Raw genomic sequence first — 23241 nt, forward strand, 5'->3', positions numbered from 1 at the left:
TAGCGGTGAAAAAAATCGCCCTGTTCGCCGATGTCCAAAACCTCTACTACACCGTGCGCCAGGCCTATGGCTGTCACTTCAACTACGCGGCGCTGTGGGCCGATATCAGCAAGCACGGGCAGATCGTCCAGGCCTATGCCTATGCCATCGATCGCGGCGACAGCAAGCAACAGCAGTTCCAGCAGATCCTGCGCAACCTGGGTTTCACGGTCAAACTCAAACCCTACATCCAGCGCAGCGACGGCTCGGCCAAGGGCGACTGGGACGTGGGTATCACCATCGACATCATGGACGCCGCCAGCCAGGTGGATGAAGTGGTGCTGGCCTCCGGCGACGGCGATTTCGACCTGTTGCTGGAGCGCATCATCCACAAGCACGGCGTCAGCGCGGTGGCCTACGGCGTGCCGGGGCTGACCGCCAATTCGCTGATTCGCGCCGCCAGCCGCTATGTGCCGATCGAAGGCGCCTTGCTGTTGAAAAGCTGAAAACGGATTCATACGGAGCAAAACAGGTTGGAACGCATTGCCGTCATCGACTTCGAAACCACCGGGCTTTCCCCGAGCAGCAGTTGCCGGGCCACCGAGATCGCCGTGGTGATCCTCGAACAGGGGCGCATCGTCGAGCGCTACCAGAGCCTGATGAACGCCGGCGTGCGGGTACCGCCGTTCATCGAGCAATTGACCGGCATCAGCAACGCCATGCTGCGCGGGGCTCCCTCGGCGGAGCAGGTGATGAACGAAGTCAACGAACTCGTCGGCACCACGCCGCTGGTGGCGCATAACGCCGCCTTCGACCAGAAGTTCTGGGATTTCGAGCTGGGGCGGATCCGACGCACCCGGTTGCAGAACTTCGCCTGTTCCCTGCTGCTGGCCCGGCGCCTGATGCCGGCGGCGCCGAACCACAAGCTCGGTACCTTGACCGCCTACGCCGGCCTGCCGCATACCGGCCAGGCCCACCGGGCCATGGCCGACGCCGAGATGGCGGCCAACCTGCTGGTGCACCTGGCGGGCGAACTGCGCGATACCCACGGTCTGCACCCGTTGTCCCACGATTTCTTGTGCAAGTTGCAGAAGGTTCCGGCGGCCAAGGTGCCCGAGCACTTGCGGCGCCATCGCTGACGCGGCAAGACCCTGCGGGGCCGCTTCGTGTAGTCGCTGCCGCAGGCTGCGCACGGGCGCGCAGCGACCGCAGGGATCGAGGCCTGCTGGAAAAATCCTCAAGCAAGGCCCTACGGGCCTTCGCGCAGCCTCGCCTTGGCTCGACAGCGGCTACAGGCCAATGGTGGATCAATTGGAAGGTTTGCCGTTGCTCTCCAGATGTCCCAGGGGCAGGCGCCGCTCGATGGCGCTGGAGAGTACGATGGAGGTCTTGCTGAAGCCGAACTGGGCGACGCGGTTGATCAGCTCTTCCAACTCCGGCATCGAACCCACGGCGGCCTGCATGATCACGCAGGGATCGCCGGTGACCCGGTGGCATTCGGTGAGTTGCGGGATCTTGATCAGTTCGTCATAGCTTTTCTGGTTGCCGTGCTGGGCCAGGCGCAGTTCGATGACGCACTGGATCGGCAATCCCAGCTTGTCCATGTCGACCTTGGCCTGGTAGCCGGTGATCACGCCGCTGGCTTCGAGCTTGGCGACCCGCTCGGCCACGGCAGGTGCCGAAAGGTTGACCTTGCGCGCCAGCTCGGCATAAGTCGCCCGGCCGTTCTCCAGCAGCTGGGCCAAGAGCATGCGGTCATATTTGTCCATGGAAGGCTCCCAAACACCCTGGCTTTCGAAAGCAAGGTATATAGCCCTGAACTCCATGTTTTGGAAAGTGTACTGCTCTTAAAAACAAGTTTTGTAACTTAAGCTTGCCTCGTTCGGCTTTCTACAATGGGCCCTCCCTGCCTGCCTCCCGAGCCGTATCCCATGCCTGGCCAAAGCCGCTTTCCCTTGCCGTTGATCGCTGCATTCTTTGCCCTCTACGTGATCTGGGGGTCGACCTACCTGGTGATCCGTATCGGTGTCCAATACTGGCCACCCTTGATGCTTGCCGGCATCCGCTTCGTACTCGCCGGCAGCCTGATGTATGCCTTCCTGCGCTGGCGTGGGGTTCCGGCGCCCACCTGGGCGCAATGGAAGGCTGCCGGGATCATCGGCATCCTGCTGCTGAGTTTCGGCAACGGTGCGGTGACGGTCGCCGAGCACCTGGGCGTGGCTTCCGGAGTGGCGGCCCTGGCGGTGGCCACGGTGCCTTTGTTCACCTTGCTCTGCGGTTATTTCTGGGGCACGCGCAATACCCGCCTGGAGTGGGCCGGCATCATCCTCGGGATGATCGGCATCGGCATGCTGAACCTCGGTTCCAACCTGCAATCGAGCCCCTTGGGCGCGGCCCTGTTGCTGTTCGCCGCAGCGGCCTGGGCTTTCGGCTCGGTCTGGAGCAAGCACTTGCCTCTGCCCCAGGGGGCCATGGCCAGCGCCGCGGAAATGCTTGTCGGTGGTGTGGTGCTGCTGCTGGGCAGCCTGCTGCGCGGCGAGCGCCTGGAAGCCATGCCCGCCCTGGAGGGCTGGCTGGCGCTGGCCTACCTGGCAGGATTCGGTTCGATCATCGCCTTCAATGCCTACATGTACCTGCTCAAGCACGTACGCCCGGCGGCGGCCACCAGCTATGCCTACGTCAACCCCGCGGTGGCGGTGTTGCTGGGCATCGTCTTCGTCGGCGAGAGCATCGGCTTGGAAGAGGCGCTGGCGATGCTGGTGATCATCAGCGCCGTGGTGCTGATCGGCCTGCCGCAATGGCGCAAGCCCAAGGCCGTGGCCCGGGAAGAGGCCGCCTGATTAAAGGACGCCGGGCATTGCCCGGCGTTGTGGTTTCAGCGTGAAAGCATCACTCGAGGCCGATAAGCAGCGCTGCTATCAAGAACACCGCCGCCAAGGCCAGGGCAAACAGCAGGCTGATTCCCGCCACTGGCCATAACGAGACGAAGTGGCCACCGTTGGCCTTGTGGTCCACCACCTGGGGGCCGAACAGTTGGCGCGCGTAGGCGTTCATCCCATAGATCTGCGGCAGGATGAAGACCACGGCGGGAATGTTATCCGGAAGGAAAAAGCCTGCCAGGGTCATGGCCAGGAAAACGCCGATGCCCATGGTCCAGGCTTTCCTCACCTCAGCCTCGCGCCCCAGTGCCTTGAGGTTCCGGCTGATGAAGTAGGCTCCCGCCATGGAGGTGCCGAGGAAGGTGCTCAGGCCGATTGCCGCGACACTGTAGAGGCGCAGGTGCTGATCGACGGTCGGGGCGATCCGCAGTTCGGCGGCGGGGGCCTGGAACGGATTTTCGTGGTCCATGCGAGGTGAGACTCCTTGAGGGGGGGAGGGCCGTGAAGATGTCCGGTACGCAGGGCGCGGGGCATTCTTTTGGGCCAGTTGGGGGCGAGCATACACGCTCCCGGGCCGGCGGGCATGGTCCGTAAGTGGGGCTGTGAATTAGGGTAAACTGCCGCCCATTGCATTCCTGTGCTGACTTTTTCCTACGGTATCCCCATGACATTCGCCACTCTCGGCCTGATCGAACCCTTGCTGCGCGCCCTCGAACCCCTTGGCTACCAGACCCCGACCCCGGTGCAGGCCCAGGCGGTTCCGGCGGTGCTTGCCGGTCGCGACCTGATGGCCGCAGCCCAGACCGGCACTGGCAAGACCGCCGGTTTCGCCCTGCCGCTGTTGCAATTGCTGACCCTGGAAGGGCCGAAGGTCGACAGCAATTCGGTGCGGGCGCTGATCCTGGTGCCAACCCGCGAGCTGGCCGAGCAGGTCCACGACAGCGTGCGCCAGTACGCCGAACACCTGCCGCTGCGTACCTACGCGGTGTATGGCGGGGTCAGCATCAACCCGCAGATGATGAAGCTGCGCAAGGGCGTCGACCTGCTGGTGGCGACGCCTGGCCGCCTGCTGGACCTGTTCCGGCAGAACGCGGTGAAGTTCGGCCAGTTGCAGACCCTGGTGCTGGATGAAGCCGACCGCATGCTCGACCTGGGGTTCTCCGAGGAGCTCAAGAGCATCTACGCCGCCCTGCCGAAAAAGCGCCAGACCCTGCTGTTCTCCGCGACGTTCTCCGACCCTATCCGCTTGTTGGCCGGGCAGATGCTCAAGGACCCGCTGAGCATCGAGGTCAGCCCGCGCAACGTCGCCGCCAGCACGGTCAAGCAGTGGGTGGTGCCGGTGGACAAGAAGCGCAAGCCAGAGCTGTTCAGCCACCTGCTGCGCAAGAACCGCTGGAAGCAGGTACTGGTGTTCGCCAAGACCCGCAACGGCGTGGACGCCCTGGTGGAAAAACTCCAGGGCCAGGGCGTGAATGCCGATGGCATCCACGGCGACAAGCCCCAAGCCACGCGCCAGCGTGCCCTGGATCGGTTCAAGCTGGGCGAGATCCAGATCCTGGTGGCCACTGACGTGGCGGCCCGTGGCCTGGACATCGAGGATCTGCCGCTGGTGGTCAACTTCGACCTGCCGATCGTTGCCGAGGACTACGTCCACCGCATCGGCCGCACCGGGCGTGCCGGTTCCACCGGCGAGGCGATTTCCCTGGTCTGCGCCGATGAAGTGAACCTGCTGTCGGCGATCGAAATGCTGACCCGCCAGACCCTCAAGCGCCATGAGGAGCCAGACTTCGAGCCCGAGCACCGGGTGCCCGAGACCGACGCCAGTGGCCAGGTGGTGAAGAAGCCGAAGAAACCGAAGAAGCCCAAGGCTACCGGTAGCGGCGGCAAGCGCAACCTGGGGCGTTGGGTCGATAGCGGCGAAGTGGCCGCCGAGCCTGCGGTGAAACCGGTGCGCAAGGTGCCGGCCTTCAATACCGGCCCGCGCAAGCGCAAGCCTTAAGCGCCACGACAAGTTGTGGGTGGCCGGTTCAACCTGGCCGCTCCTGGTATCCGGCCTAGGACTGGCGGCGTTCGGCGAGCCATTGGAGGATGCCGCGCCCGGCCCGGCGTCCGCTGGCGAAGCAGGCGGTCAACAGGTAGCCGCCGGTGGGGGCTTCCCAGTCGAGCATTTCTCCGGCGCAGAACAGCCCAGGCTCCTGCCGGATCATCAAGCGTTCATCCAGTGCTTCGAAGCGCACGCCGCCGGCGCTGCTGATGGCTTCTTCCAGGGGGCGGGGCTTGACCAGCACCAGCGGGAGGGCCTTGATCGCCGCCGCCAGGCTGGCCGGATCATTGAAGGTCGCGGCCGGTGTCAGCTCCCGCAGCAAGGCGGCCTTGACGCCGTCGATTCCCAACTGGCTGTGCAAGTGCTTGGCCATGGAACGCGAACCACGAGGCTTGGCCAGGGCCGCCTGGACCTTGTCCCGGGGCTTGCCCGGCAGCAGGTCGATATGAATGGTGCCTTGGCCGTGCAGGTTGATCGCTTCACGGATCGAGGCCGAAAGGGCATAGATCAGGCTGCCCTCGATACCCTTGGCGGTGATCACGCATTCCCCCAGGCGGGGCGTGTCGTCTAGGCCGATGGCCACGTTCTTCAAGGGGGCCCCGGCGAACTTGTTGCGCAGCAGTTCGCTCCAGGCGGCCACTTCGAAACCGCAGTTGCTCGGCTGCAGGGGCGCTACCTGGACCCCACGTTGCGCAAGCAGCGCCATCCAGGCGCCATCGGAGCCCAGGCGTGCCCAACTGCCGCCGCCCAGCGCCAGTAGCACCGCGTCGGGGCGTACCGCGCTTTCACCCTCGGGATGCTGGATGCGCAGGCTGCCGTCGGTATTCCAGCCGAGCCAGCGATGCCGGGTGTGGATAACCACCCCGGCTTCGCGCAGGCGCTTGAGCCAGGCGCGCAGCAAGGGCGCGGCCTTCATGTCGGTGGGAAACACCCGGCCGGAGCTGCCGACGAAGGTCTCGATCCCCAGTCCGTGAATCCATTGGCACAGGGCCTGGGCATCGAATTCGCGCAGCCAGGGGGCGATTTGCGGCGCCCGTTCGGCATAGCGCGAGAGAAAGGCCGGGTAGGCTTCGGAATGGGTGATGTTCATGCCGCCCACGCCCGCCAGGAGGAACTTGCGACCCACCGAGGGCATGCCGTCATACAGGTCGACCCGGGCTTCTGCCTGGCTCAGTACCTCGGCGGCCATCAGGCCGGCCGGGCCGCCACCGATGATGGCAACATGGTGGGACAGGGGAGAAGGGGATCGAGTCATGGCGGGGCGATGCTGGGGGAATGAGCCGCGCATTCTACCCGAGCCATGGTCGGGCTGCGCGCCGATGAGGTCGGCCGGACACTCGCCGCCATGCCATGGGCCTGTGGCGGCGGGGACCGGCCGGTCTCAGTTGGAGGCCGGACCAGGCGTCAGGCCGTGGACCGGGATATCCAGCAGGCCCAGCAGTCGCTGGTTGATTTCCTGGGCGTCGAACTTCTCCCGGGCGATGCGATAGCTTTCCCGGCCCATTTTCTCCAGGTATTCAGGGTGTTCGATCAGGTACAGCATCTTCTCCGCCAGCACTGGCGCCGACCAGCGTGGAACCAGGAAGCCGTTGACTCCGTCGACTACGGTTTCACGGCAGCCCGGAACATCGGTGGTGATGACGGTCCTGCCCACTGCCATGGCTTCCTGGGTGCTCCTGGGCACCCCTTCGCGATAGTAGGACGGCAAGACGAACACATCGGATTCGGTAATCCAGTCCACGACATTGGACACGTGCCCGGGGTGGACCACCAGGCCATCTTCCACCAGTTGCTTGAGGGTCGCGGCAGTGAGTCCTCCCGGGTTTTCCTCGTCCAGGCCGCCCAGCATGACGAAACGGGTCTCGGGATAGCGGCTCTTCACCAAACGCGCGGCGGCCACGTATTCGTTCACGCCTTTCTCGGCGAGCAGGCGTCCGATGAACAGGAACGACAGGGCCGCTCCGGCAGGAGATGGCGAATAGGGGTAGTCCCGGAGATTGAGGCCGATGGCGCCCAATACGTCGACCTTCTTCACATGGATCCGGTATTTGTCGATCAGGTCCACCGGATCATCGGGGTTGAGGAAAATGATCCTCTCCAGGAACGGAAAGGACAGGCGATAAAGCAACGCCTGCACCTGGCGCAGGATTCGCAGCTTGTAGCCAGTTCCCCCGGGAGTGTCGGTGAAGACGTACCCCAGTCCTTCGAGCATGCCGATCCGGCGCTTAACGCCTGCCAGGACGGCGGCGAACGTGCCGAAGATCACCGGCTTGGAAAAGTACGAGAAGACCAGGTCCGGGCCGATCTCCTTCAGGATCCTGGCCAGCTTGAAGGTGTTGGATACATCCGAAAACGGGTTCAGGCCGGCGCGGCTGAAGTCATAGTCCACGGTGATGGCACCGAGCGCCTGGACCTTCTGGCGGCTACTGGCGTCGTAGTCCAGTGCCAAGGCATGGACTTCATGGCCAGCCGCGACCAGGGCCTTGATCAGGTCGGCACGAAAGCCATAGACACATGAGGCACTCGTGCCGACCAGCGCAATCTTCATTGTGTAGTTACCTGTAGCCATCTGGATTGTTCGACTGCCAACGCCATGTGTCTTCCATCATTTCCCGGAGCCCAAGTTCCGCCTTCCAACCTAGTTCCCGTTGGGCCTTTGAGGAATCCGACCAGCACTGTGCGATATCTCCTTGCCGGCGAGGGGAGAGCACGTAGGGGAGGGTGCGCCCGCAAGCCTTCTCGAATGCCTGGAGCATTTCCAGCACCGAGTAGCCGACACCTGTTCCCAGGTTCCAGACATCGATTCCGCTATGGGCACAGACGTAGTCGACGGCCGCCAGGTGTCCCTTGGCGAGATCGACGACATGGATGTAGTCGCGCACGCCGGTTCCATCCGGGGTGGGATAGTCATGGCCATGGACGGAGAGCTTTTCCAGCTTGCCCACCGCGACGCGGCTGATATAGGGCAGCAGGTTTTCCGGGACGCCGTTGGGGTCTTCGCCCAGTTGCCCGCTGTGATGGGCACCGACCGGGTTGAAATAGCGCAGCAGGGCCACCGACCAGCGCGGATCGGCAGCAGCCATGTCTTGCAGGATCTTCTCGACCATCAGCTTGGAGGTACCGTAGGGGTTGGTCGGGGTCCCCGTAGGGCAGGTTTCGACCAGAGGTACCTGTTGCGGGTCGCCATACACGGTGGCCGATGAGCTGAAGACCAGGCGGAACACGCCTGCCGCGGCCATCGCCTGGCACAGGGTGACGCTACCGCCGACGTTGGTCTGGTAGTAGGCCAGGGGCTGTCGGACACTCTCACCAACGGCCTTCAGTCCGGCGAAATGCAGGACCGCATCGATTTTATGGGTGGCGAAGACATGATCGAGAATGGCCCGGTCGCAAACGTCGCCCTGGATGAACACCGGCGTTTTTGCGGTCAGTTGCTGGACACGTTCTATCGACAACATCGAGCTGTTGCACAAGTTGTCCAATATTACTGCTTCGTGACCGGCCTGAAGTAACTCCAGTACCGTGTGTGAGCCGATATAGCCTGCGCCGCCAGTTATCAAGAATCGCATATTGCTGATCTCGTTCTAAATGTGTGCCGAATCGATCATTGCAGATTATCTGGACCTGATGATGGACTTTAGGAAGTGATAGAAAACGGCCATCAGGTTCTTGATGCTTTTATTCAATACGAACTCTCGGGCTGCCAGGCCAGTGGCTTCAGCGTAACCGAGCAGCTTTCTTTGCGACGCACCGCTGTGGATTCGATAGTCGAGCAGTATTTCATCCATGTTCGCCCACTTGATGCCAAGACGCTTGAGCCTCAGCCACAGGTCATAGTCCTCGGAGTTGAAACCGGCGTTGTATCCACCGGCCCTGATGATCAGATCCTTGCGGTAGATGATGGTGTTGTGGGCAAAACAGTTCTTGTACCTGAGCAACTTGTCGATATTGGCGCCCTTGGGATAGATGCGGGTGCCCAATACAGCTCCTTCAGGGTCGATGAGTCGCAGGTCGCAACCGACGAAGTCCAACTGGTTGGCCTGCAGGTACGCGAACTGCTTTGCCAGGCGATCCGGCCAGCAGACGTCATCGGCATCCATCCTGGCGACATAGTCGTACCTGGCGGCATCGAGGCCGACATTCAGCGCGTTGGCCAACTGGGGGATCTTGCTCTTGATGACCCGCAAGCGAGGTTCTTGAGCATAGAGCCCATTGAGGCGAGTTTCGGTTTCGTCACATGCGGCGCCATTGGCGACGATGATCAGTTCGAAATCAGCAAATGTCTGAGCCAGAACGCTATCGATGGCCAGGGGGACGAAATCATCGAACCTGCTGACGCCCATAACAACACTAATCATTGGCTTACCGCCGTACCTTTAAATAACGAAAGTCCATCGATGCCGGGCGCTGCCTGTCGAGGGCTGGCCCATCGGCGCGCCGCTCAAAGAGGCGACTAGGGACGCAGCCGGGCATTGTTGCGCAAGCGACCTAGCCAGTCTTTGGCGCGATAGACGAACGAGGTTCCGAACATCATGAATGCCGCGGTCTTCAACCATGTGGCGTCGATGGGGAAATAGAAGAAGTACTTCAATTTCCCCCGGCCGAAGAAGGCTTCGCGCAGGGCAATGGACTTCTTGAAGTAGAGATTGGGCCAGAAACCCGTGATGAACGGGCGTATGGCTGCGAAGAAGTCGTAGTGCCTGGCGTAGTCCCGGGCCACCGACTCTTGATCGTGGACAACGGCTCCACAGTCGTTGCCGCCGTGGAGCCTGTAGAACAGGACCGGTTCGGCGAGCACGCTAACCCGGTCGGCCTGGAGCAGGAAGAACGAAATCCACCAGTCCTCGAACTTCAGGTTCTCGGGCAGGGGGAACACGCGTTGGGCATCTTTTCTCCAGAGCAGGGCGCAACCACCGGAAAGACTGCTGCCCAGCAGGTTCTTCAGATAACTCGGTTGGGCGGGCAGCACTTGGCCAATGATCTTGGCGGCATCGTGGTCGTAGCGGTACAGCCCGCCGTAGACCGAGTTGCCCGTGGCCAGGGCCTTGTCCAGGAGCTTTTGCGTCCTACCCTGTACCAGGTAGTCATCGGCGCCCAACAGGCAGATGAACTCTCCCTGGGCCATTTCAAAGGCAGAATTGAAGGCTGCGTTCTTTCCCTGGTTCTTGGGAAAGGCATGTATCTTGACCTTCGGGTTTGCGGAAAACTGGCTGCGTACCAGGGAAAGGGAAGAGTCGGTCGAGCCATCATCAACTATGCAGATTTCAACATCGAGCTCTTCGCTGGCCTCTTTCAACACCGACTCAACTGCTTCGACTATATAGTCCTCCTTGTTGTACAAGGGGATCAGATATGAAACAAGGTGCATGTGAGTCCTCAATCTAACGGTGTACTGCGAAATCAATCAGGTTCGAGCTGATAGTTGTTTTAACGAGTTTCTGCCGGTTGCTGGTGGCTCACTACAGCCTTGTACAGTTCCCGCTCGGCCTGGCTATCGAACTGTGAGTTGTGCCACAACAGGGTGAAGCAACCGCCCACGGCCTGGCAGATATCCTTCAGGTCGCAGAACTTCTGCAACGCTGCCTGGCCGACCCCCAGCCCCATGTAATGCTGGGCTATCACCGTGGACTCCATGGCGATCAATGGACGAATACGCAAGTCCAGTTGCCGGCCCTCGAGGGGGTCGTAGGCGGGGTACTCATGGCAGGTCCCGCAGCGAAACCCGACGTAGTCGGCATAGCCCAGGGTACTGTCGTAGCCTAGCCCTGCGTCGTTCCAGGCGCGCATTGTAGTGGGATGCTCCCAGCGCAGGTAGTGCATTCGCCCACCCCAGGTCGACTGATGGATATTTTCCTGCGCGCAGGTCCTTTTCAGGCGCTGTGCCTCGGCCAGGATGTCTCCAGGAGACTGGTAGGTGTTGTAGCTGGGGTGCAGGCCGATCTCGTGGCCTCGTGCATGAATATCCCGCAACAACTGGCGAATGGCCGGGTGTTCTGGCTCGTAGTCGGCATCCTTGGCCGGATCCGTGCGGCCGCAGATGAAGTAGAAGGCGCTGACCAGCCCGTGTTGCTCCGAAATGTCCATGAGCCAGTGGAAGGTGTTTGCCGGGTCGGCCGGATGCAGCGACTTGCCGCTATTGAGGCGCACCCATGGGGCTACCAGGGCTCCCTTGAGATTCCCGCGCTTGAGGACGTCGGCCAGCATCCCGCGAGCGATGCCCGTGGGCGAGCGGAATCCGTAGTAGCTCGGCATGTCGACGTCATGGGACACCTTCATCGAAGGCTGCTGGCGCTTGAGCGCCAGTTCCGGCCAGGTCTTGTGGATGACCTGGCCGAGAATGCCAAGCCATTCGTCCACCACGGGGCGCTCCAGGTAACCGTGCTTGAAGGCGTGGGAGGAGGTGGCGGCGAAGCGTTGGTGGTTGTCCAGGTTCTCGCGGTTGGTTTCTTCCAGGCGCGACAGCATCCAGTACGTCAACCCGAGGATGTCGTAGTGGATGCGGTAGCCGCCATCGCTGGGCTCGATCAGCGGCGAGGGCAAGTCACTGGCTCCAGGCGCGGGCAGGGGGCTCCCCAGGGCCGGGGTCCAACCCTCCCTGGCCGCGTCCCAGCTGGTGCATGGCAGGTCCGACTCGGCCCGGTTGAAGCTCCTGGAGTCCGTCGCCAGGTGCACGCGGGCAGGGCTGTCCTCATGGCTCAGGCAGAGGATGCCGGCGTCCAGGAGGCCGATGGAAAATGCCTGGCCATAGCGTTCAGCCAGGACCTGCTCCAGCCAGCTGAGAATCGATGGGTTCGGCCAAGCCTTCTGCATAGTCATTGTCCTGCCCTGAGCTCTTTGATGAATTGCACTGTCCTGAGGATCCTGGAGGGGGTTTTCGAGACTGCGAAGTAGGGCGTTTGCACTGCCCCGAAGGCCCTGAAGAAACGCTCGACAGGTTCGAGCATCGAGCCTTCGAAATCGAAGCGCCTGGTGACCGTGGAGGCGAACTTGATGGCCTCCCACATGCACAGGCTGGTGGCACCGCTGTTACGCAACTCAGGGTCTGAGCCACCCATCAGGTAATAGGCGCTATTGGCGTCCCAGATCAGGTAGACCCCGGCATGCCGGCGGCCCTGCTCGTCCTCGGCGATGAATATCTTGCGTGCGCCATGTTCGACGCAGGCCTTGTCGAGTCGCTCGACGAAGCTTTCCGAGTAGGGCAGCGGCATGCCCTGGCGGGCGAAGACGAGGCGGTTGAGCGCCAGGAAATCGGCGATGCCCAGGTCGTCGCGGACGCGGACCTGGAAGCGCTCGCTGGCTTTGCGCACATCGGTTCGAATATTGGCCTGGACCTCTTGCCAGAGTGCGTCTTCGTTACCCAGTTCGGGGAGGACGTAGGTATAGCGAGTGGTCTGCTTGAAGCCGCGCCAGAAGAACGGCAGCCAGTTCTGCTGGCTGTAATGCCAGTTCTGGGCGTATTGGTGGAACCTGGGCAACTGATCGATCAGGGACTCCATCAGGTCTTTCTGCTGCCCGAGTGCCTTGGCGTACTTCGCGCTGCTTTCGCGCAACCATGGACCCAGGAACTGCGTGAGGGAGGGCTGGCTCAGCAGGGTGGAACCGCGGTGCTTCTTGATCATGTAGGGCAGGGCGGCCATGACTTTACCGCCCTTTTCCACGATCGCGACGTCCCAGTTTTCTGCACCGGCCGTAGCGTCGAGCCACCAGGCCTGGTTGAAGATAGGGATTGATTTTTCTGCTATGCAAGCGTCCCTGTAGAGTGTTTTGTTTTGCTGCATACAGAAAACCGTCAAGTTGAAGTCAGGCGCGGAGTATATTGGATTCAGTTGCTCTGTAAAAATCGTTGACTCAAAGTCCCACCTGCTTCAACTATCTTTGGACAACTTTCGGATAATTGCGTGGTATCTGTACTCGTAATATTTTGAGCTGATAAAAGTCACTTCTAGCCCAAGTTTCTTACATGCCTCGAACCAGAAGTAGGGGGTATAGGCAAAGCCCATGCCTTCATCTTTCCATTTGACCCAACGTTGGCCGCCGAGCCTGAAAGCCGCGAGCCTGGCGCAAGTCGCCAGGCTCCGAAGCATCGATCGGGCCTGGTCACCAAGGCCATTCGGCGCAGGCTCGGGTTGGGTCGAATAATAAGAACCCATGCTCAAGGTCATGTAGCGAACCGGGTCGACGCAGTCGAACAGATAGAACACCCGGGCTTTTGGGTTATTCGCGAAGATCTCGATGACCTTGGCGATTTCGGCTGGATTCAGATACTGGTTCAAGGCTTCGGTCGTCGTCCACTGCGTGAAATCCGCTTGCGGCAGGAGTTCGAAAATATCCGCGACATCCAACTCGACCTCCATTCCCGCCAGGAGCTTCCTGGCGGAGTCGATCATTGAAGCGGAGTAATCGACCCCCTTGGTGATATTGACCAACGGAAGCAGCTGTTGCAGTAGTTCGCCCGCGCCGCAGCCCAGGTCGATTATCCGGCCTTGGCAGGCTCCTTCATCGATGACCTGCGCACATTCAAGGGCCTTTTTCCTGAAGTAGTCGGTGCTGGAGAAACGATGTCCGCTATCAGTCTTGCCTTGCCAATAATTTTTTGAGTGGTTCATGTCTATTGGCCACCAAGTCGTGTGGGGTGCAGATTATTATTCGGAGCTCAGTTCGAGCATTATCTTGCTGGCGGAAGGTCGCTCCTGAGTTCTTGAAAAGCGGCTGCCGCTGTTCAGGCATTGCAGGATTGCATCGCTCCAGGACTGTCCTTTCTCGATACGCCGGGCAATTCCGCGCTCCTGCCACTCCATGTAATAGCTGCAGTTATGGTCGAGCAGGCTCGGGATGCCCTCAAGCGCTGCCTCGATGGTAACCGATGAATTGAGAGTGACATGCAGGTCCGCCAGCTTGATGACATAGTCCAGCGGCAGGTTCGAGCACAGTGCGAGGTCGCTGCGTTCATTTTCCAGCGAGCCCGCGTAGGCGCCCTGTTTGTCCATCATTGCCGGATGCAGGCGGTACAACCAGAAGACCGATGTGAACGCCGGACCTTGCATGGCCTTGCGCAGCTCGTCGATGAAATCTTCACTGTCGATGGGTTGCAGCGTCACCAGCACTACCTGCTTGCAACCCGCTTGCCGGATGCGCTGGGTCAGGTCGTGGTATTCGGCGAACTCGACATCGACCTCGTTCAGGTACTGGCTGAAGATGCGTCCGCCGAGGATGCCTCGATGCGCTTCGCCGCCCCAGGTGCCGATATTGGCTACGTCCTCCTGGGTCCAGTTCCAGAAGAGCCTGGGCAGCAGGTCCCAGCCCCCCCGGGGGACATGGCCCCAGGTCCCGTAGGCGAAATGCCCGGCCCCCTGGACCCCATGTTGCAGATCGATGGTCCTGATACCCAGGGCATTGGCTGCCGCCATCAAGGCAAAGCCGAAAACACTATAGTAGGTCGCTACCATCACCAGTCTGGGTTGCTTCGCCTTGAGGACCCTGGAGAAGCGCTGTTTATGTAGGTCCAGTTGCGTCAGCGCATTCTCGATGGCCTTAAGGCTGACGGATTGCGTGCCGAAGCCTCGGGACTGGAGTTCGAGCCTGAGAACGTCAATCAGCGCCAGATCAGCTTCAGCCAGTTGCGGCTTGTCCTTGAACCTGTTGGTCAGGGAGACGATGGTCAGGTGCTTTTGTATGTAGGCCGTCTTTTCCGATCTAGGGGTCCGATATTCCGAGTCAGGGACGAATTCTTCGCCATAGAAGTCCACTGGCACTTGTGCCTCTTCGCACCAATGCCTGAGTGGGGAAAAGAATGCGTCGAAGTAGGTGCCCTTGATCTTCAGGCTGCGGCAGGTCGAGTGGGTCAGGTAGTAGACATCGCACGGCGCATCGCGCTCCAGGTTGTGCCTGGGGTCGATGAAGTCTTCGAACAGCGAGCCCAGCGCATTCCCATATTTCTTCAGCCGGTCGCGAAACCGTGCCTTGCTTTGGCTGGGCGGGACCAGGGGATCGTTTTCAAAGCCCAGCATCATCCGCAGCAATGGCCAGTACTGTGTACCGTTGTAGCGCAACGAGGCAACGTCGTGCTGTTGTTCAAACTCGGCCAAGACGTCGAGAAAGCCTTTCTCACTGACTGCTTTCGTCAGGCCAACTTCAAGTTCACCCACCAGCCGTTACTCCGTGATCGCTTCGAAGCTGACAGCTGTATTGGCAGCGATGTCCCGGCTGGCGTGTTTGCCGACGACCTGGTCATAGCACTTGGGTGGCAGCCCGTAGCTTGGGCGCACGCTGCGAATGGCATCGGGGGTGATCAGTTCCCCGGCTTTCAGATCCTTGACGAAGTACAGGGAGCGGCGGAACTTCGCATTGCCTTGCTCGCTGGACTTGCGAGCGTAGTCGACCTTGCCCAGGGCGGACCAGGCGGTCTTGCTGTTGCGGCACAGTTGCTCCAGCTCGGCAGGTTCCAGGGAAAAGCTGTCGTCAGGGCCACCGCCACTCCTGTCCAGGGTGAAGTGCTTTTCGATGATCGAGGCGCCCAGGGCAACGCTGGCAATGGCAGTGGTGTTGTCCAGGGTGTGGTCGGACAAGCCGGTCACCAGGCCAAAGCGCTGGATCATCTCTGGAATGGTGCGCAAGTTGTAGTCGCTGGCCGGGGCAGGATAGCCGCTCACGCAATGCAGGATCGCCAGCTCCTTGCAGCCGTTGGCCTTGGCGGTGTCGATCGCTTCCTGGATTTCCTCGGCATCGGCCATGCCGGTGGAGATGATCATGGGCTTGCCGGTGCTGGCGACGTACTTGATCAACGGCAGGTCCACGGCCTCGAAAGAGGCGATCTTGTAGGCCGGGGCGTTGAGGTCTTCCAGCATGTCCACCGCGGTGTTGTCGAACGGCGAACTGAAGATAGTGATCCCGAGTTTTTCCGCATGTTGGAACAATGGCGCATGCCAGGCCCAGGGCATGTGGGCTTCCTGGTACAGCTGGTACAGGGATTTTCCATCCCACAGGCCGCCATGGATCTGGAACTCCTCGGAGTCGCAGTCCAGGGTGATGGTGTCGGCCGTGTAGGTTTGCAGCTTGATGGCATCGGCCCCGGCCTTTTTCGCCTCTTCGATGATCTTCAACGCGGTTTCCAGCCTTCCGTTATGGTTCGCGGAGAGCTCGGCGATGATGTAGGGAGGGGCGTCCTGGGCAATACGACGGCCGGCGATGTTGATGCTGTAGGTGTTGGACATAGCGTCGGTGTCTCTCAAGTAGTTGATGGCCATTGAGCGGCAAGAAGGCCGAAACAGACGGTGTCGTGATAACGCTGGCCGTCGAAATGTTGCTCGCGCAGGAGGCCTTCCTGTTGAAAGCCAAGGCTACGATGCATCTTCAATGAGCGCTCGTTGTAGGCCAGCACCTGGCCGCAGACCTTGTGCAGGTTCAACTGGGTAAAGCCGTGCCGCAGGGCTGCGTGCCCCATGAGCCGGCCCGTGCCCTTCGGGGCCTGTGGCGCGGCATAGAAGCCCCAGTCGGCGATGCGGCCTTGTGCCGATTGGTGGAAGTTGACATAGCCGAGCGCGACACCCTCGCTTTCGAAGATCAACAGGGCGCGCCTGGGGTCGGTATTGGCCTGTTCGAACCAGCGCGCATGTTCGCTGCGGGTGATTTCATGCTGGGTGTGCATGTAGCGGCGGATGTCCTGGTGGTTGCGCCAGGCGAGCACCTGATCGATATCGTCTTCGATCATGCGTCGTATCAGCCATGGGTGATCGGATTGGCCGCTCATCGGGCGAGTTGCTCCAGTTTTTCCACGACGTAACGGGCACCGGAGCCATCGGTCACTCCGGCGGCTGCCGTGACCATCTGCGCCAGCCGGGGGCCTTGCTGCAGGGTCGCCAGTAGGGGCGGCAGGCGTTCAGCGATATCCTGCGGGGTGCCAAGCAATTCTCCAGCACCGGTTTCGGCCAGAGCATGGGCGCCAGGCCACTGGTTCTCGGCGATGACCACGGTCAGGGTAGGAAGCCCCATGCAACAGCGTTCCCAGGAGGTTCCGCCGGCGGCGCCGATGGCCAGGTCGCTGTCGGCCATCCGCTGTGCCATGTCGCGGATATCCACCAGTACTTCGGTGGTTACCGGCATCCTGGCGCATTGTTGTCGCACGCTGTCCAGCCATGGGGCGGCCCCGCCCATCACCACCCAGATACGGCAGTCGTCCGGCAACTGGCAGTTACCCAGGGCCTCGAGCACCTGGCCGGTGACATTGTCCTTGTCGATGCCGCCCATGCTGATCAGCAACTGCCGGAGTTGCGGCGTTGCCCGGCGTTCCAGGCTGTATTGGCGCAGTTTCGCGAATTCGGGGCGCAGCAGGGAGTAGGTCGAGCCGGCGAGCACTTGGCAATGGGGCAGGACCCGAGCCTGGTAGTCCGCGGCTTGGCGGCCCAGGTTCTGGTCCAGGAGCAGGTCGCTGCAATGTGCCCGATCGGCCAGGTCGTCGATCGCCATCAGCTTGCCGCACAGTGGCCTGACGGCAGCCTCCCAACGACTATCCAGGGCGTAGTGGTCGACGATCAGCCAGTCGGGCCGCAGCTCGCGAAGCACCGCCGCCGACTCACTGGCGTCCTGGCTTTGAGTAACAACGAGCCATTGCTGGTGGGCGAGTTGGGGGCCGTCTGCCTGATCCGCCATCGGGGACGACGCGGGTTCGACAGGTGCGGCGGCGGGAAGCTCGTGCACTCGATGTCCGCTGGCCACGATTTGCGCCAGCAGGCCCTGGGGGGCGTCACGACAGATGAAGTGGCACTCGACGGCCCGCCGGGCCAGGGCATCGGCCAGGGTGAGGCAGCGCATTACATGGCCGATGCCGATTTGCACCGAGGCATCGGCACGAAACGCAACGCGCTCGATCATCGAGAACCAGCCGAGTCGAGGTATGGCTTGCGGATCGGCACACCGGCCGCGGCCAGGGCGTTCTTCGCTCCGGCTGGAGTCTGCTCGGTGAAGTGGAACATGCTCGCCGCCGCGACTGCCGAGGCCCCGGCCTGGATCACGGCCTCCACCATATGCTGGTAGTTGCCCGCGCCGCCTGAAGCGATCACCGGGATATTGACCGCTTTGACCACGCTCTCGATGAGCGCCAGGTCGTAGCCCTGCTGGGTGCCGTCACGATCGATGGAGGTGATCAGGATTTCGCCCGCCCCCCTGGCCTCGACCTCGCGGGCCCATTCGATGACCTTGCGGCCGGTGGCTTGCTTGCCGGCATGGCTGAAGCACTGCCAGTCGTTAGCGTCGGCTTCATGGCGTACGTCGATGCTGGCCACCACGGATTGCGCGCCATGGCGCTTGGCGATGTCGGTCAGCAGTTCCGGGTTGCCATAGGCCGCAGTATTGATGCAGACCTTGTCCGCCCCGGCCCGCAGCAGGCGCTGCACCTGGTCGATATGGGTAATGCCGCCGCCGACGGTCAGGGGTACGAAGCATTCCTGGCCAAAGTCGTCTACGGATTCGAAGTCCAGCTCTTCGTCCGACTTGTGGGCCACGATGTCCACCAGCACGAGTTCGTCGACTTCCCGCTGGTTGTAGACCTTGATGGCCGGCATGACCGAGCCGACCCGGCGCCAGCTATCGAAGCCAATGCCTTTCACCAGGCCCAATTGTTTCCACAGCAAGGTGGGAATCACGCGAACCTTCAGCATTCTGGAGCCTCTACAAAGTTTCGCAGCAACCGAAACCCGGCCCTGGAGCTTTTTTCTGGATGAAATTGCGTGCCCCAGACGCGGCCGCGTCGAACGGCGGCAACGACCGGTACGCCATAGTCGGTGACCGCCAGGACATCGGCAGGGTCCGCAGGGGTGAAGGCGTAGCTGTGCACGAAGTAGAAATCCGTACCGTCGGGGATGCCCTCGAACAGTTCGCGTTCTGGAGCACAGGCCGAGACGTTGTTCCAGCCACTGTGCGGCACCCGCAGGCTGCAGCCCAGCGTACTCAGGTGCTCGACCTTGCCCGGGATCAGGTTGAGCCCGGGCGTGTCGCCTTCACCTGTGCCCTGAGCGCCTTCCATGCTGCTGGTGGCCAGCAACTGCATGCCGACGCACACGCCGAGCAGGTGTTTGCCGCGGTGCTGGATTTCTTCATGCAAGGCATCGACCCAGCCGCCTTCGTGCAGCAGTTGGGCGCAGTCGGCAAAATTGCCGACGCCAGGTAGCAGCAGTCGATCGACGTTGTGCATGTCCATGGGGCGATCCACCAGGACCGGGGTGACGCGCAATGCTTCGATTGCGCGCATCACCGATCCCAGGTTGCCGACTCCATAATCAATAATTCCGATCTTCATACGTTGTCGTAGTTGACCTTGGTGAGGTTGCCATCCCGATCTTTAATCAACACACCCTTGGCGTCGCGTTTGAAGATCTTCTTGTTGGTGAACTTGTCACACAGCGCGATGAACTCGTCGACGGTCATGTCCAGCGGACGCAGGATCTCTTCCAGGCTCTTGCCCAGGTATTCCCACGGGAACTTGCCATCGAGGTTGGTCACGATGTCCAGGCCATCCTGGCGGGTCAGCCGGCCACGACGGATATGCAGGCAGGCGTGGTCGGTCGCGCGGCTGAAGCCGAACTTGAGGAACTTGAAGTAGTCGTGGATGCCATGCTGGTGGTTGTCCAGGTTCTCGTAGTTGACCATGGAGCCTTCGGCCACCTTCTCATAGGAATGGAAACCATGCGCCTGGGCGATCAGGGCGTTGGACAGGCCATCCCAGGGGATGTAGTGGCCGAGGAACAGGCCGGTGACCCCTACGCGCGCCAACTCTTCGTCACTTGGGTAGGTGTACGAGATCAGGTGCTTGGCTTCGATGCCATCGGTGCCGATCAGGTCGGATACCCGCATGCCCAGCAGGCCACCGAACTCTTCCAGCCAGCGCCGGTTGAGGACGTTGTTGCTGGCCGCCGCGGCTGGACCGCCGTATTCGTTTTGCGAGTTCTCGCCCCACACGATGAGCGGAATGTTGAACTGCACGGCCGCGCGGACCGGGATGGTGAAAATCCCGACGTGCTCGGGCCAGGCGATGTCGCCCACCTGGGTCAGGCCGATCCGGTTCAGCTTGGCGCGAACCTTCGGATTCGGAGACATTTCGACGTAGTCGACGCCGAGGTGCTTGAGGTTCTCGATGTTCTTGCGGCCGATATCCGAGAGGTCGCAGGTCGTCGAGGTTACGCAGAGCGGGTTCAGGCCCAGTTGCAACATGCGTATCACCTGGTAGGTGCTGTCCTTCCCGCCACTGACAGGAACGATGCAATCCCAGTTGTCGCCGGTCTTGTTCTTGTACTTGTCGAGGATGACCAGCAGCTCCTGCTTGCGCTGGTCCCAGTCGACTTCGTTCCGTTGTTCGTAGCTGCGGCAGGCACTGCAGATACCCTCATCATCAATATAGAGATCAGGTTTGGTGTCGGGCATTACGCAGCGCTTGCAATAAGTCAGCATTCTTTTAAATCCTCTCGAAAAACAAATTATTACAGGCCGTTATCCCGAAGCCCCACGGCCTTGAAAAGGTATTCGGCCATTTCCCAGTCTTCCAGCGTGTCGATGTCTTGGACGCGGTGCCGCGGCAGTATGATCGGCAGCGATCGGCTACCGAAAATGACCCGGTTTTCCAACCACGCCGCACAGGTTCCCCAGTAGAACTGCCCTGCATCATGGAAGGCATGTTCAAGATCTTGAGAACGGACAGCGAAGAGCTCGGGATTGAACATATCGACGCGGCCATCCTCTTTTATGCGGATGGCACGTTGAATCGGAAACGCATAGCTGGTCACTGAGAATGCGTAGTCGCCACCTTTTTCCTCCAGCGCCTTGAGCCCCTTGAGGACGTCCTGGCTGCTGATCAGAGGGGCCGTTGCATAGACACAGCACGCATATTGAGGGGTCACACCCTGCTGGTTCAACCACTCGATGGCGTGGCGCACTACCGGCGTGGTGCCCGTGTGGTCGTCGGACAAGGCTGCCGGGCGCATGAAAGGCACGCTGGCGCCATGGTCTAAGGCCACTTCGGCGATATCGGGATCGTCGGTGGAGACGATGACCTGCTCGAAACAGCCGCTGTTCATGGCGGCTTCGATGCTCCAGGCGATCATCGGCTTGCCGCAGAACTCCTTGATGTTCTTGCGTGGAATACGCTTGCTGCCGCCACGGGCGGGGATGATCGCGACGTTCATCCCAGCAGCGCCTGGTTCAAGGCCGCCACGACCTGGTCCTGCTGCTGTTCGGTCATGGTCTGGAACATCGGTAGGCTGATGGCTTCGCGGTAATACTGCTGCGCCTCGGGGAATGCCTCGGGATCGATGCCCCTCTGCCGGTAGTACGGCTGGGTCGGCACCGGGATGTAATGCAGATTGACGCCAATGCCCTGTTCACGCAGGGAGGCGAAGACCTGGGCGTGGGTCTTGTCGATTTTCCCCAGTTGCAGGCGGATCACATACAGGTGCAGGCCGGAGTAGCTGTCCGGATGCTGCCAGGGCGTGGTGACCGGCAACCCGGCCAGGAGCTGGTCGTAGCGACGGGCAAGTACGTGGCGGCGAGCGACGTACTGGTCCAGGCGCTGTACTTGGCTGACACCCAGGGCCGCCTGCAATTCGGTCATGCGGTAATTGAAACCCAGGTCGATCTGCTGGTAGTACCACGGACCATCGGATTCATGGGTCATCTGCGCCGGATCGCGGGTGATGCCATGGCTGCGCAGCAGGGCCATTCTCTCGGCCAGGGCGGCATCGTTGGTCAATGCCATGCCGCCTTCCGCGGTGGTGATGATCTTCACCGGGTGGAAGCTGAACACGGTGATGTCGCTGTACGTGCAGTTACCGATGAACTCATCCTGGTACTTGCCACCCACGGCATGGGACGCGTCTTCGATGATCTTGAAGCCGTAGCGCTTGGCCAGGGCATGGATCGCCTGCATATCGCAGGGTTGTCCGCATAGGTGGACGGGAACGACCACCTTGGGCAGTTTCCCGTCGCGCTCCGCCTGCTCCAGCTTGCGCTCCAGCGCCTGCGGACTGAGGTTGTAGGTCACCGGGTCGATATCCACGAAGTCGACCTGGGCTCCGCAGTACAGTGCGCAGTTGGCCGATGCCACGAAGGTGATGGGGCTGGTCCAGAGCCAGTCCCCGGGACCCAGTCCCAGCGCCAGGCAGGCGATGTGCAGCGCGGACGTCGCGCTGTTCAGCGCCAATGCATGCCGGGCACCAACATGTGATGCCAGCGCTTGCTCGAAACGCGGGACCATGGGGCCCTGCGTGAGAAAGTCGGACTGCAATACCTCCACTACCGAATCAATGTCTGCTTGGGTAATGTCCTGGCGGCCGTAGGGAATCATGGATCAGATACTCCCGATCTTTTCGCGGTTGAGGTCGATCCAGGCCTGCAACTGTTCGCTGCTCATCCATTGGCTGTTGCTGTCGCTGGCATAGACGAAGCCTTCCGGTACCTTCTGGCCGTCCTTGATGCGCTCTTCGCAAGTCGACCAGTTGTTGATCGTCGGCAGGATCTTGAAGTGTTCCGGGTATTCGTAGGTGTAGTAGGCGTCCTCGACGCTGATCATCTGCTCGTGCAGCTTTTCGCCGGGACGGATGCCGACCACTTCCTGGGTTGCGTCCGGAGCGATGGTCCGGGCCAGGTCGGTAACTTTCATCGATGGGATCTTCTTCACGTAGATCTCGCCACCTTCCATGTCTTCGAAGGCGTGCCAGACCAGCTCCACGCCCTCTTCGAGGGAGATCATGAAGCGAGTCATGCGCTCGTCGGTGATGGGCAGCACGCCCTTGTCCTTGATCGACATGAAGAACGGGATCACCGAACCACGGGAGCCCATGACGTTGCCGTAGCGAACCACGGAGAAACGGGTCTCGTGGCCACCGGAATAGGAGTTGCCGGCGATGAACAGCTTGTCGGAAGCCAGCTTGGTGGCACCGTACAGGTTGATCGGGCTGCTGGCCTTGTCGGTGGACAGGGCCACCACGCGCTTGATGCCCTTGTCGATGCAGGCATCGATCAGGTTCATGGCGCCATTGATATTGGTCTTCACGCACTCGAAGGGGTTGTACTCGGCGGTCGGTACGATCTTTGTCGCTGCTGCATGCACGACATAGTCAACGCCATCCAGGGCTCGATACAGGCGGTCCTTGTCACGGACATCGCCGATGAAGAAGCGTACGCGCGGGTCGCCTTCGAACTTCTTCGCCATGTCCCACTGCTTCATTTCATCGCGAGAGAAAATGATCACTTTCTTCGGATTGTATTTGGCAAGAGTCATTGGCACGAAGGTGTTCCCGAAAGAACCTGTACCGCCAGTGATGAGAATGGTTTGGCCGGTGAGCATGAACGTTAATC

24 protein-coding genes are annotated in these 23241 nt (G+C 61.1%); 4 read left to right on the forward strand and 20 right to left on the reverse strand.

The genetic code is table 11. The features are described 5' to 3' along the window. The first annotated feature begins 5 nt into the window (after positions 1-5). Both H7A76_RS09795 and H7A76_RS09800 read left to right on the forward strand, forming a co-directional pair. The gene (locus H7A76_RS09795; RefSeq protein WP_022641159.1) at positions 6-485 is read left to right on the forward strand and encodes an NYN domain-containing protein; all 480 of its coding nucleotides are present in this window, start codon (positions 6-8) and stop codon (positions 483-485) included. Positions 486-512: 27 nt separating this feature from the next. Then, a complete protein-coding gene (locus H7A76_RS09800; protein ID WP_185698296.1) occupies positions 513-1118 on the forward strand; it encodes a PolC-type DNA polymerase III in 606 nt (201 codons plus the stop codon). A 168-nt stretch (positions 1119-1286) separates the two neighbouring features. Here the strand turns inward: H7A76_RS09800 and H7A76_RS09805 are convergent, their stop codons facing one another. Further along, positions 1287-1748 carry an Lrp/AsnC family transcriptional regulator gene (locus H7A76_RS09805; protein WP_185698297.1) on the reverse strand — a complete coding sequence of 154 codons (462 nt, stop codon included), beginning with the start codon at positions 1746-1748 and terminating at the stop codon, positions 1287-1289. 162 nt (positions 1749-1910) lie between these two features. Between H7A76_RS09805 and yedA the strand changes: the two genes are divergently transcribed. Then, positions 1911-2819 (forward strand): drug/metabolite exporter YedA, encoded by a 909-nt coding sequence (gene yedA, locus H7A76_RS09810; RefSeq protein ID WP_185698298.1) that lies wholly within the window; start codon positions 1911-1913, stop codon positions 2817-2819. A gap of 49 nt (positions 2820-2868) precedes the next feature. On the opposite strand, the gene H7A76_RS09815 is transcribed toward yedA, so the two are convergent. Then, entirely contained in the window at positions 2869-3327 is a 459-nt protein-coding gene (locus tag H7A76_RS09815; RefSeq protein WP_185698299.1) for a hypothetical protein, read from the reverse strand. A 195-nt stretch (positions 3328-3522) separates the two neighbouring features. On the opposite strand from H7A76_RS09815, the gene H7A76_RS09820 reads away from it, so the two are divergent. Next, positions 3523-4857: a DEAD/DEAH box helicase gene (locus tag H7A76_RS09820; RefSeq protein WP_185698300.1), complete on the forward strand. Its 1335-nt coding sequence runs from the start codon at positions 3523-3525 to the stop codon at positions 4855-4857. A gap of 55 nt (positions 4858-4912) precedes the next feature. Here the strand turns inward: H7A76_RS09820 and H7A76_RS09825 are convergent, their stop codons facing one another. The 18 genes from H7A76_RS09825 to pseB form a co-directional block, all read right to left on the reverse strand. Continuing rightward, complete coding sequence (locus H7A76_RS09825) at positions 4913-6157, reverse strand: TIGR03862 family flavoprotein (RefSeq protein WP_185698301.1); 1245 nt, start codon at positions 6155-6157, stop codon at positions 4913-4915. A gap of 126 nt (positions 6158-6283) precedes the next feature. Beyond that, positions 6284-7450, reverse strand: a complete 1167-nt coding sequence (locus H7A76_RS09830; protein ID WP_185698302.1) for a glycosyltransferase family 4 protein — start codon at positions 7448-7450, stop codon at positions 6284-6286. 7 nt (positions 7451-7457) lie between these two features. Continuing rightward, positions 7458-8471: a UDP-glucose 4-epimerase GalE gene (gene galE / locus H7A76_RS09835; protein WP_185698303.1), complete on the reverse strand. Its 1014-nt coding sequence runs from the start codon at positions 8469-8471 to the stop codon at positions 7458-7460. Between the two features lie 45 nt (positions 8472-8516). Then, positions 8517-9260 (reverse strand): glycosyltransferase, encoded by a 744-nt coding sequence (locus tag H7A76_RS09840; protein WP_185698304.1) that lies wholly within the window; start codon positions 9258-9260, stop codon positions 8517-8519. A gap of 95 nt (positions 9261-9355) precedes the next feature. After that, on the reverse strand, positions 9356-10270 hold the full coding sequence (locus H7A76_RS09845; protein WP_185698305.1) for a glycosyltransferase family 2 protein: 915 nt from the start codon (positions 10268-10270) through the stop codon (positions 9356-9358). Between the two features lie 59 nt (positions 10271-10329). Beyond that, positions 10330-11712: a polysaccharide deacetylase family protein gene (locus H7A76_RS09850; protein ID WP_185698306.1), complete on the reverse strand. Its 1383-nt coding sequence runs from the start codon at positions 11710-11712 to the stop codon at positions 10330-10332. Between the two features lie 2 nt (positions 11713-11714). After that, entirely contained in the window at positions 11715-12539 is an 825-nt protein-coding gene (locus tag H7A76_RS09855; RefSeq protein WP_221775177.1) for a GNAT family N-acetyltransferase, read from the reverse strand. Between the two features lie 228 nt (positions 12540-12767). After that, on the reverse strand, positions 12768-13508 hold the full coding sequence (locus tag H7A76_RS09860) for a class I SAM-dependent methyltransferase (RefSeq protein WP_185698308.1): 741 nt from the start codon (positions 13506-13508) through the stop codon (positions 12768-12770). 36 nt (positions 13509-13544) lie between these two features. Further along, entirely contained in the window at positions 13545-15047 is a 1503-nt protein-coding gene (locus H7A76_RS09865; protein ID WP_185698309.1) for a hypothetical protein, read from the reverse strand. A 6-nt stretch (positions 15048-15053) separates the two neighbouring features. Continuing rightward, on the reverse strand, positions 15054-16112 hold the full coding sequence (pseI, locus tag H7A76_RS09870; RefSeq protein ID WP_185698310.1) for a pseudaminic acid synthase: 1059 nt from the start codon (positions 16110-16112) through the stop codon (positions 15054-15056). 14 nt (positions 16113-16126) lie between these two features. Continuing rightward, complete coding sequence (gene pseH / locus H7A76_RS09875) at positions 16127-16648, reverse strand: UDP-4-amino-4,6-dideoxy-N-acetyl-beta-L-altrosamine N-acetyltransferase (protein WP_260497936.1); 522 nt, start codon at positions 16646-16648, stop codon at positions 16127-16129. Beyond that, the gene (gene pseG, locus H7A76_RS09880) at positions 16645-17769 is read right to left on the reverse strand and encodes a UDP-2,4-diacetamido-2,4,6-trideoxy-beta-L-altropyranose hydrolase (RefSeq protein WP_185698311.1); all 1125 of its coding nucleotides are present in this window, start codon (positions 17767-17769) and stop codon (positions 16645-16647) included. Before pseG ends, pseH begins: the two co-directional genes overlap by 4 nt. After that, positions 17766-18554 (reverse strand): glycosyl amidation-associated protein WbuZ, encoded by a 789-nt coding sequence (wbuZ, locus tag H7A76_RS09885; protein WP_185698312.1) that lies wholly within the window; start codon positions 18552-18554, stop codon positions 17766-17768. Before wbuZ ends, pseG begins: the two co-directional genes overlap by 4 nt. Next, positions 18548-19192, reverse strand: a complete 645-nt coding sequence (hisH, locus tag H7A76_RS09890) for an imidazole glycerol phosphate synthase subunit HisH (protein ID WP_185698313.1) — start codon at positions 19190-19192, stop codon at positions 18548-18550. The genes wbuZ and hisH overlap by 7 nt, the downstream gene beginning before the upstream one ends. Beyond that, a complete protein-coding gene (locus H7A76_RS09895; RefSeq protein WP_260497937.1) occupies positions 19189-20340 on the reverse strand; it encodes an N-acetyl sugar amidotransferase in 1152 nt (383 codons plus the stop codon). Before H7A76_RS09895 ends, hisH begins: the two co-directional genes overlap by 4 nt. A gap of 29 nt (positions 20341-20369) precedes the next feature. Next, complete coding sequence (gene pseF / locus H7A76_RS09900) at positions 20370-21071, reverse strand: pseudaminic acid cytidylyltransferase (RefSeq protein ID WP_185698314.1); 702 nt, start codon at positions 21069-21071, stop codon at positions 20370-20372. Next, on the reverse strand, positions 21068-22228 hold the full coding sequence (gene pseC, locus H7A76_RS09905; protein WP_185698315.1) for a UDP-4-amino-4,6-dideoxy-N-acetyl-beta-L-altrosamine transaminase: 1161 nt from the start codon (positions 22226-22228) through the stop codon (positions 21068-21070). The genes pseF and pseC overlap by 4 nt, the downstream gene beginning before the upstream one ends. 3 nt (positions 22229-22231) lie before the next feature. Next, a complete protein-coding gene (gene pseB / locus H7A76_RS09910) occupies positions 22232-23230 on the reverse strand; it encodes a UDP-N-acetylglucosamine 4,6-dehydratase (inverting) (protein ID WP_185698316.1) in 999 nt (332 codons plus the stop codon). Between the last annotated feature and the right edge of the window lie 11 nt (positions 23231-23241).

This window comes from Pseudomonas sp. MSSRFD41, from assembly GCF_014230245.1.
Lineage (GTDB): Bacteria > Pseudomonadota > Gammaproteobacteria > Pseudomonadales > Pseudomonadaceae > Aquipseudomonas > Aquipseudomonas piscis.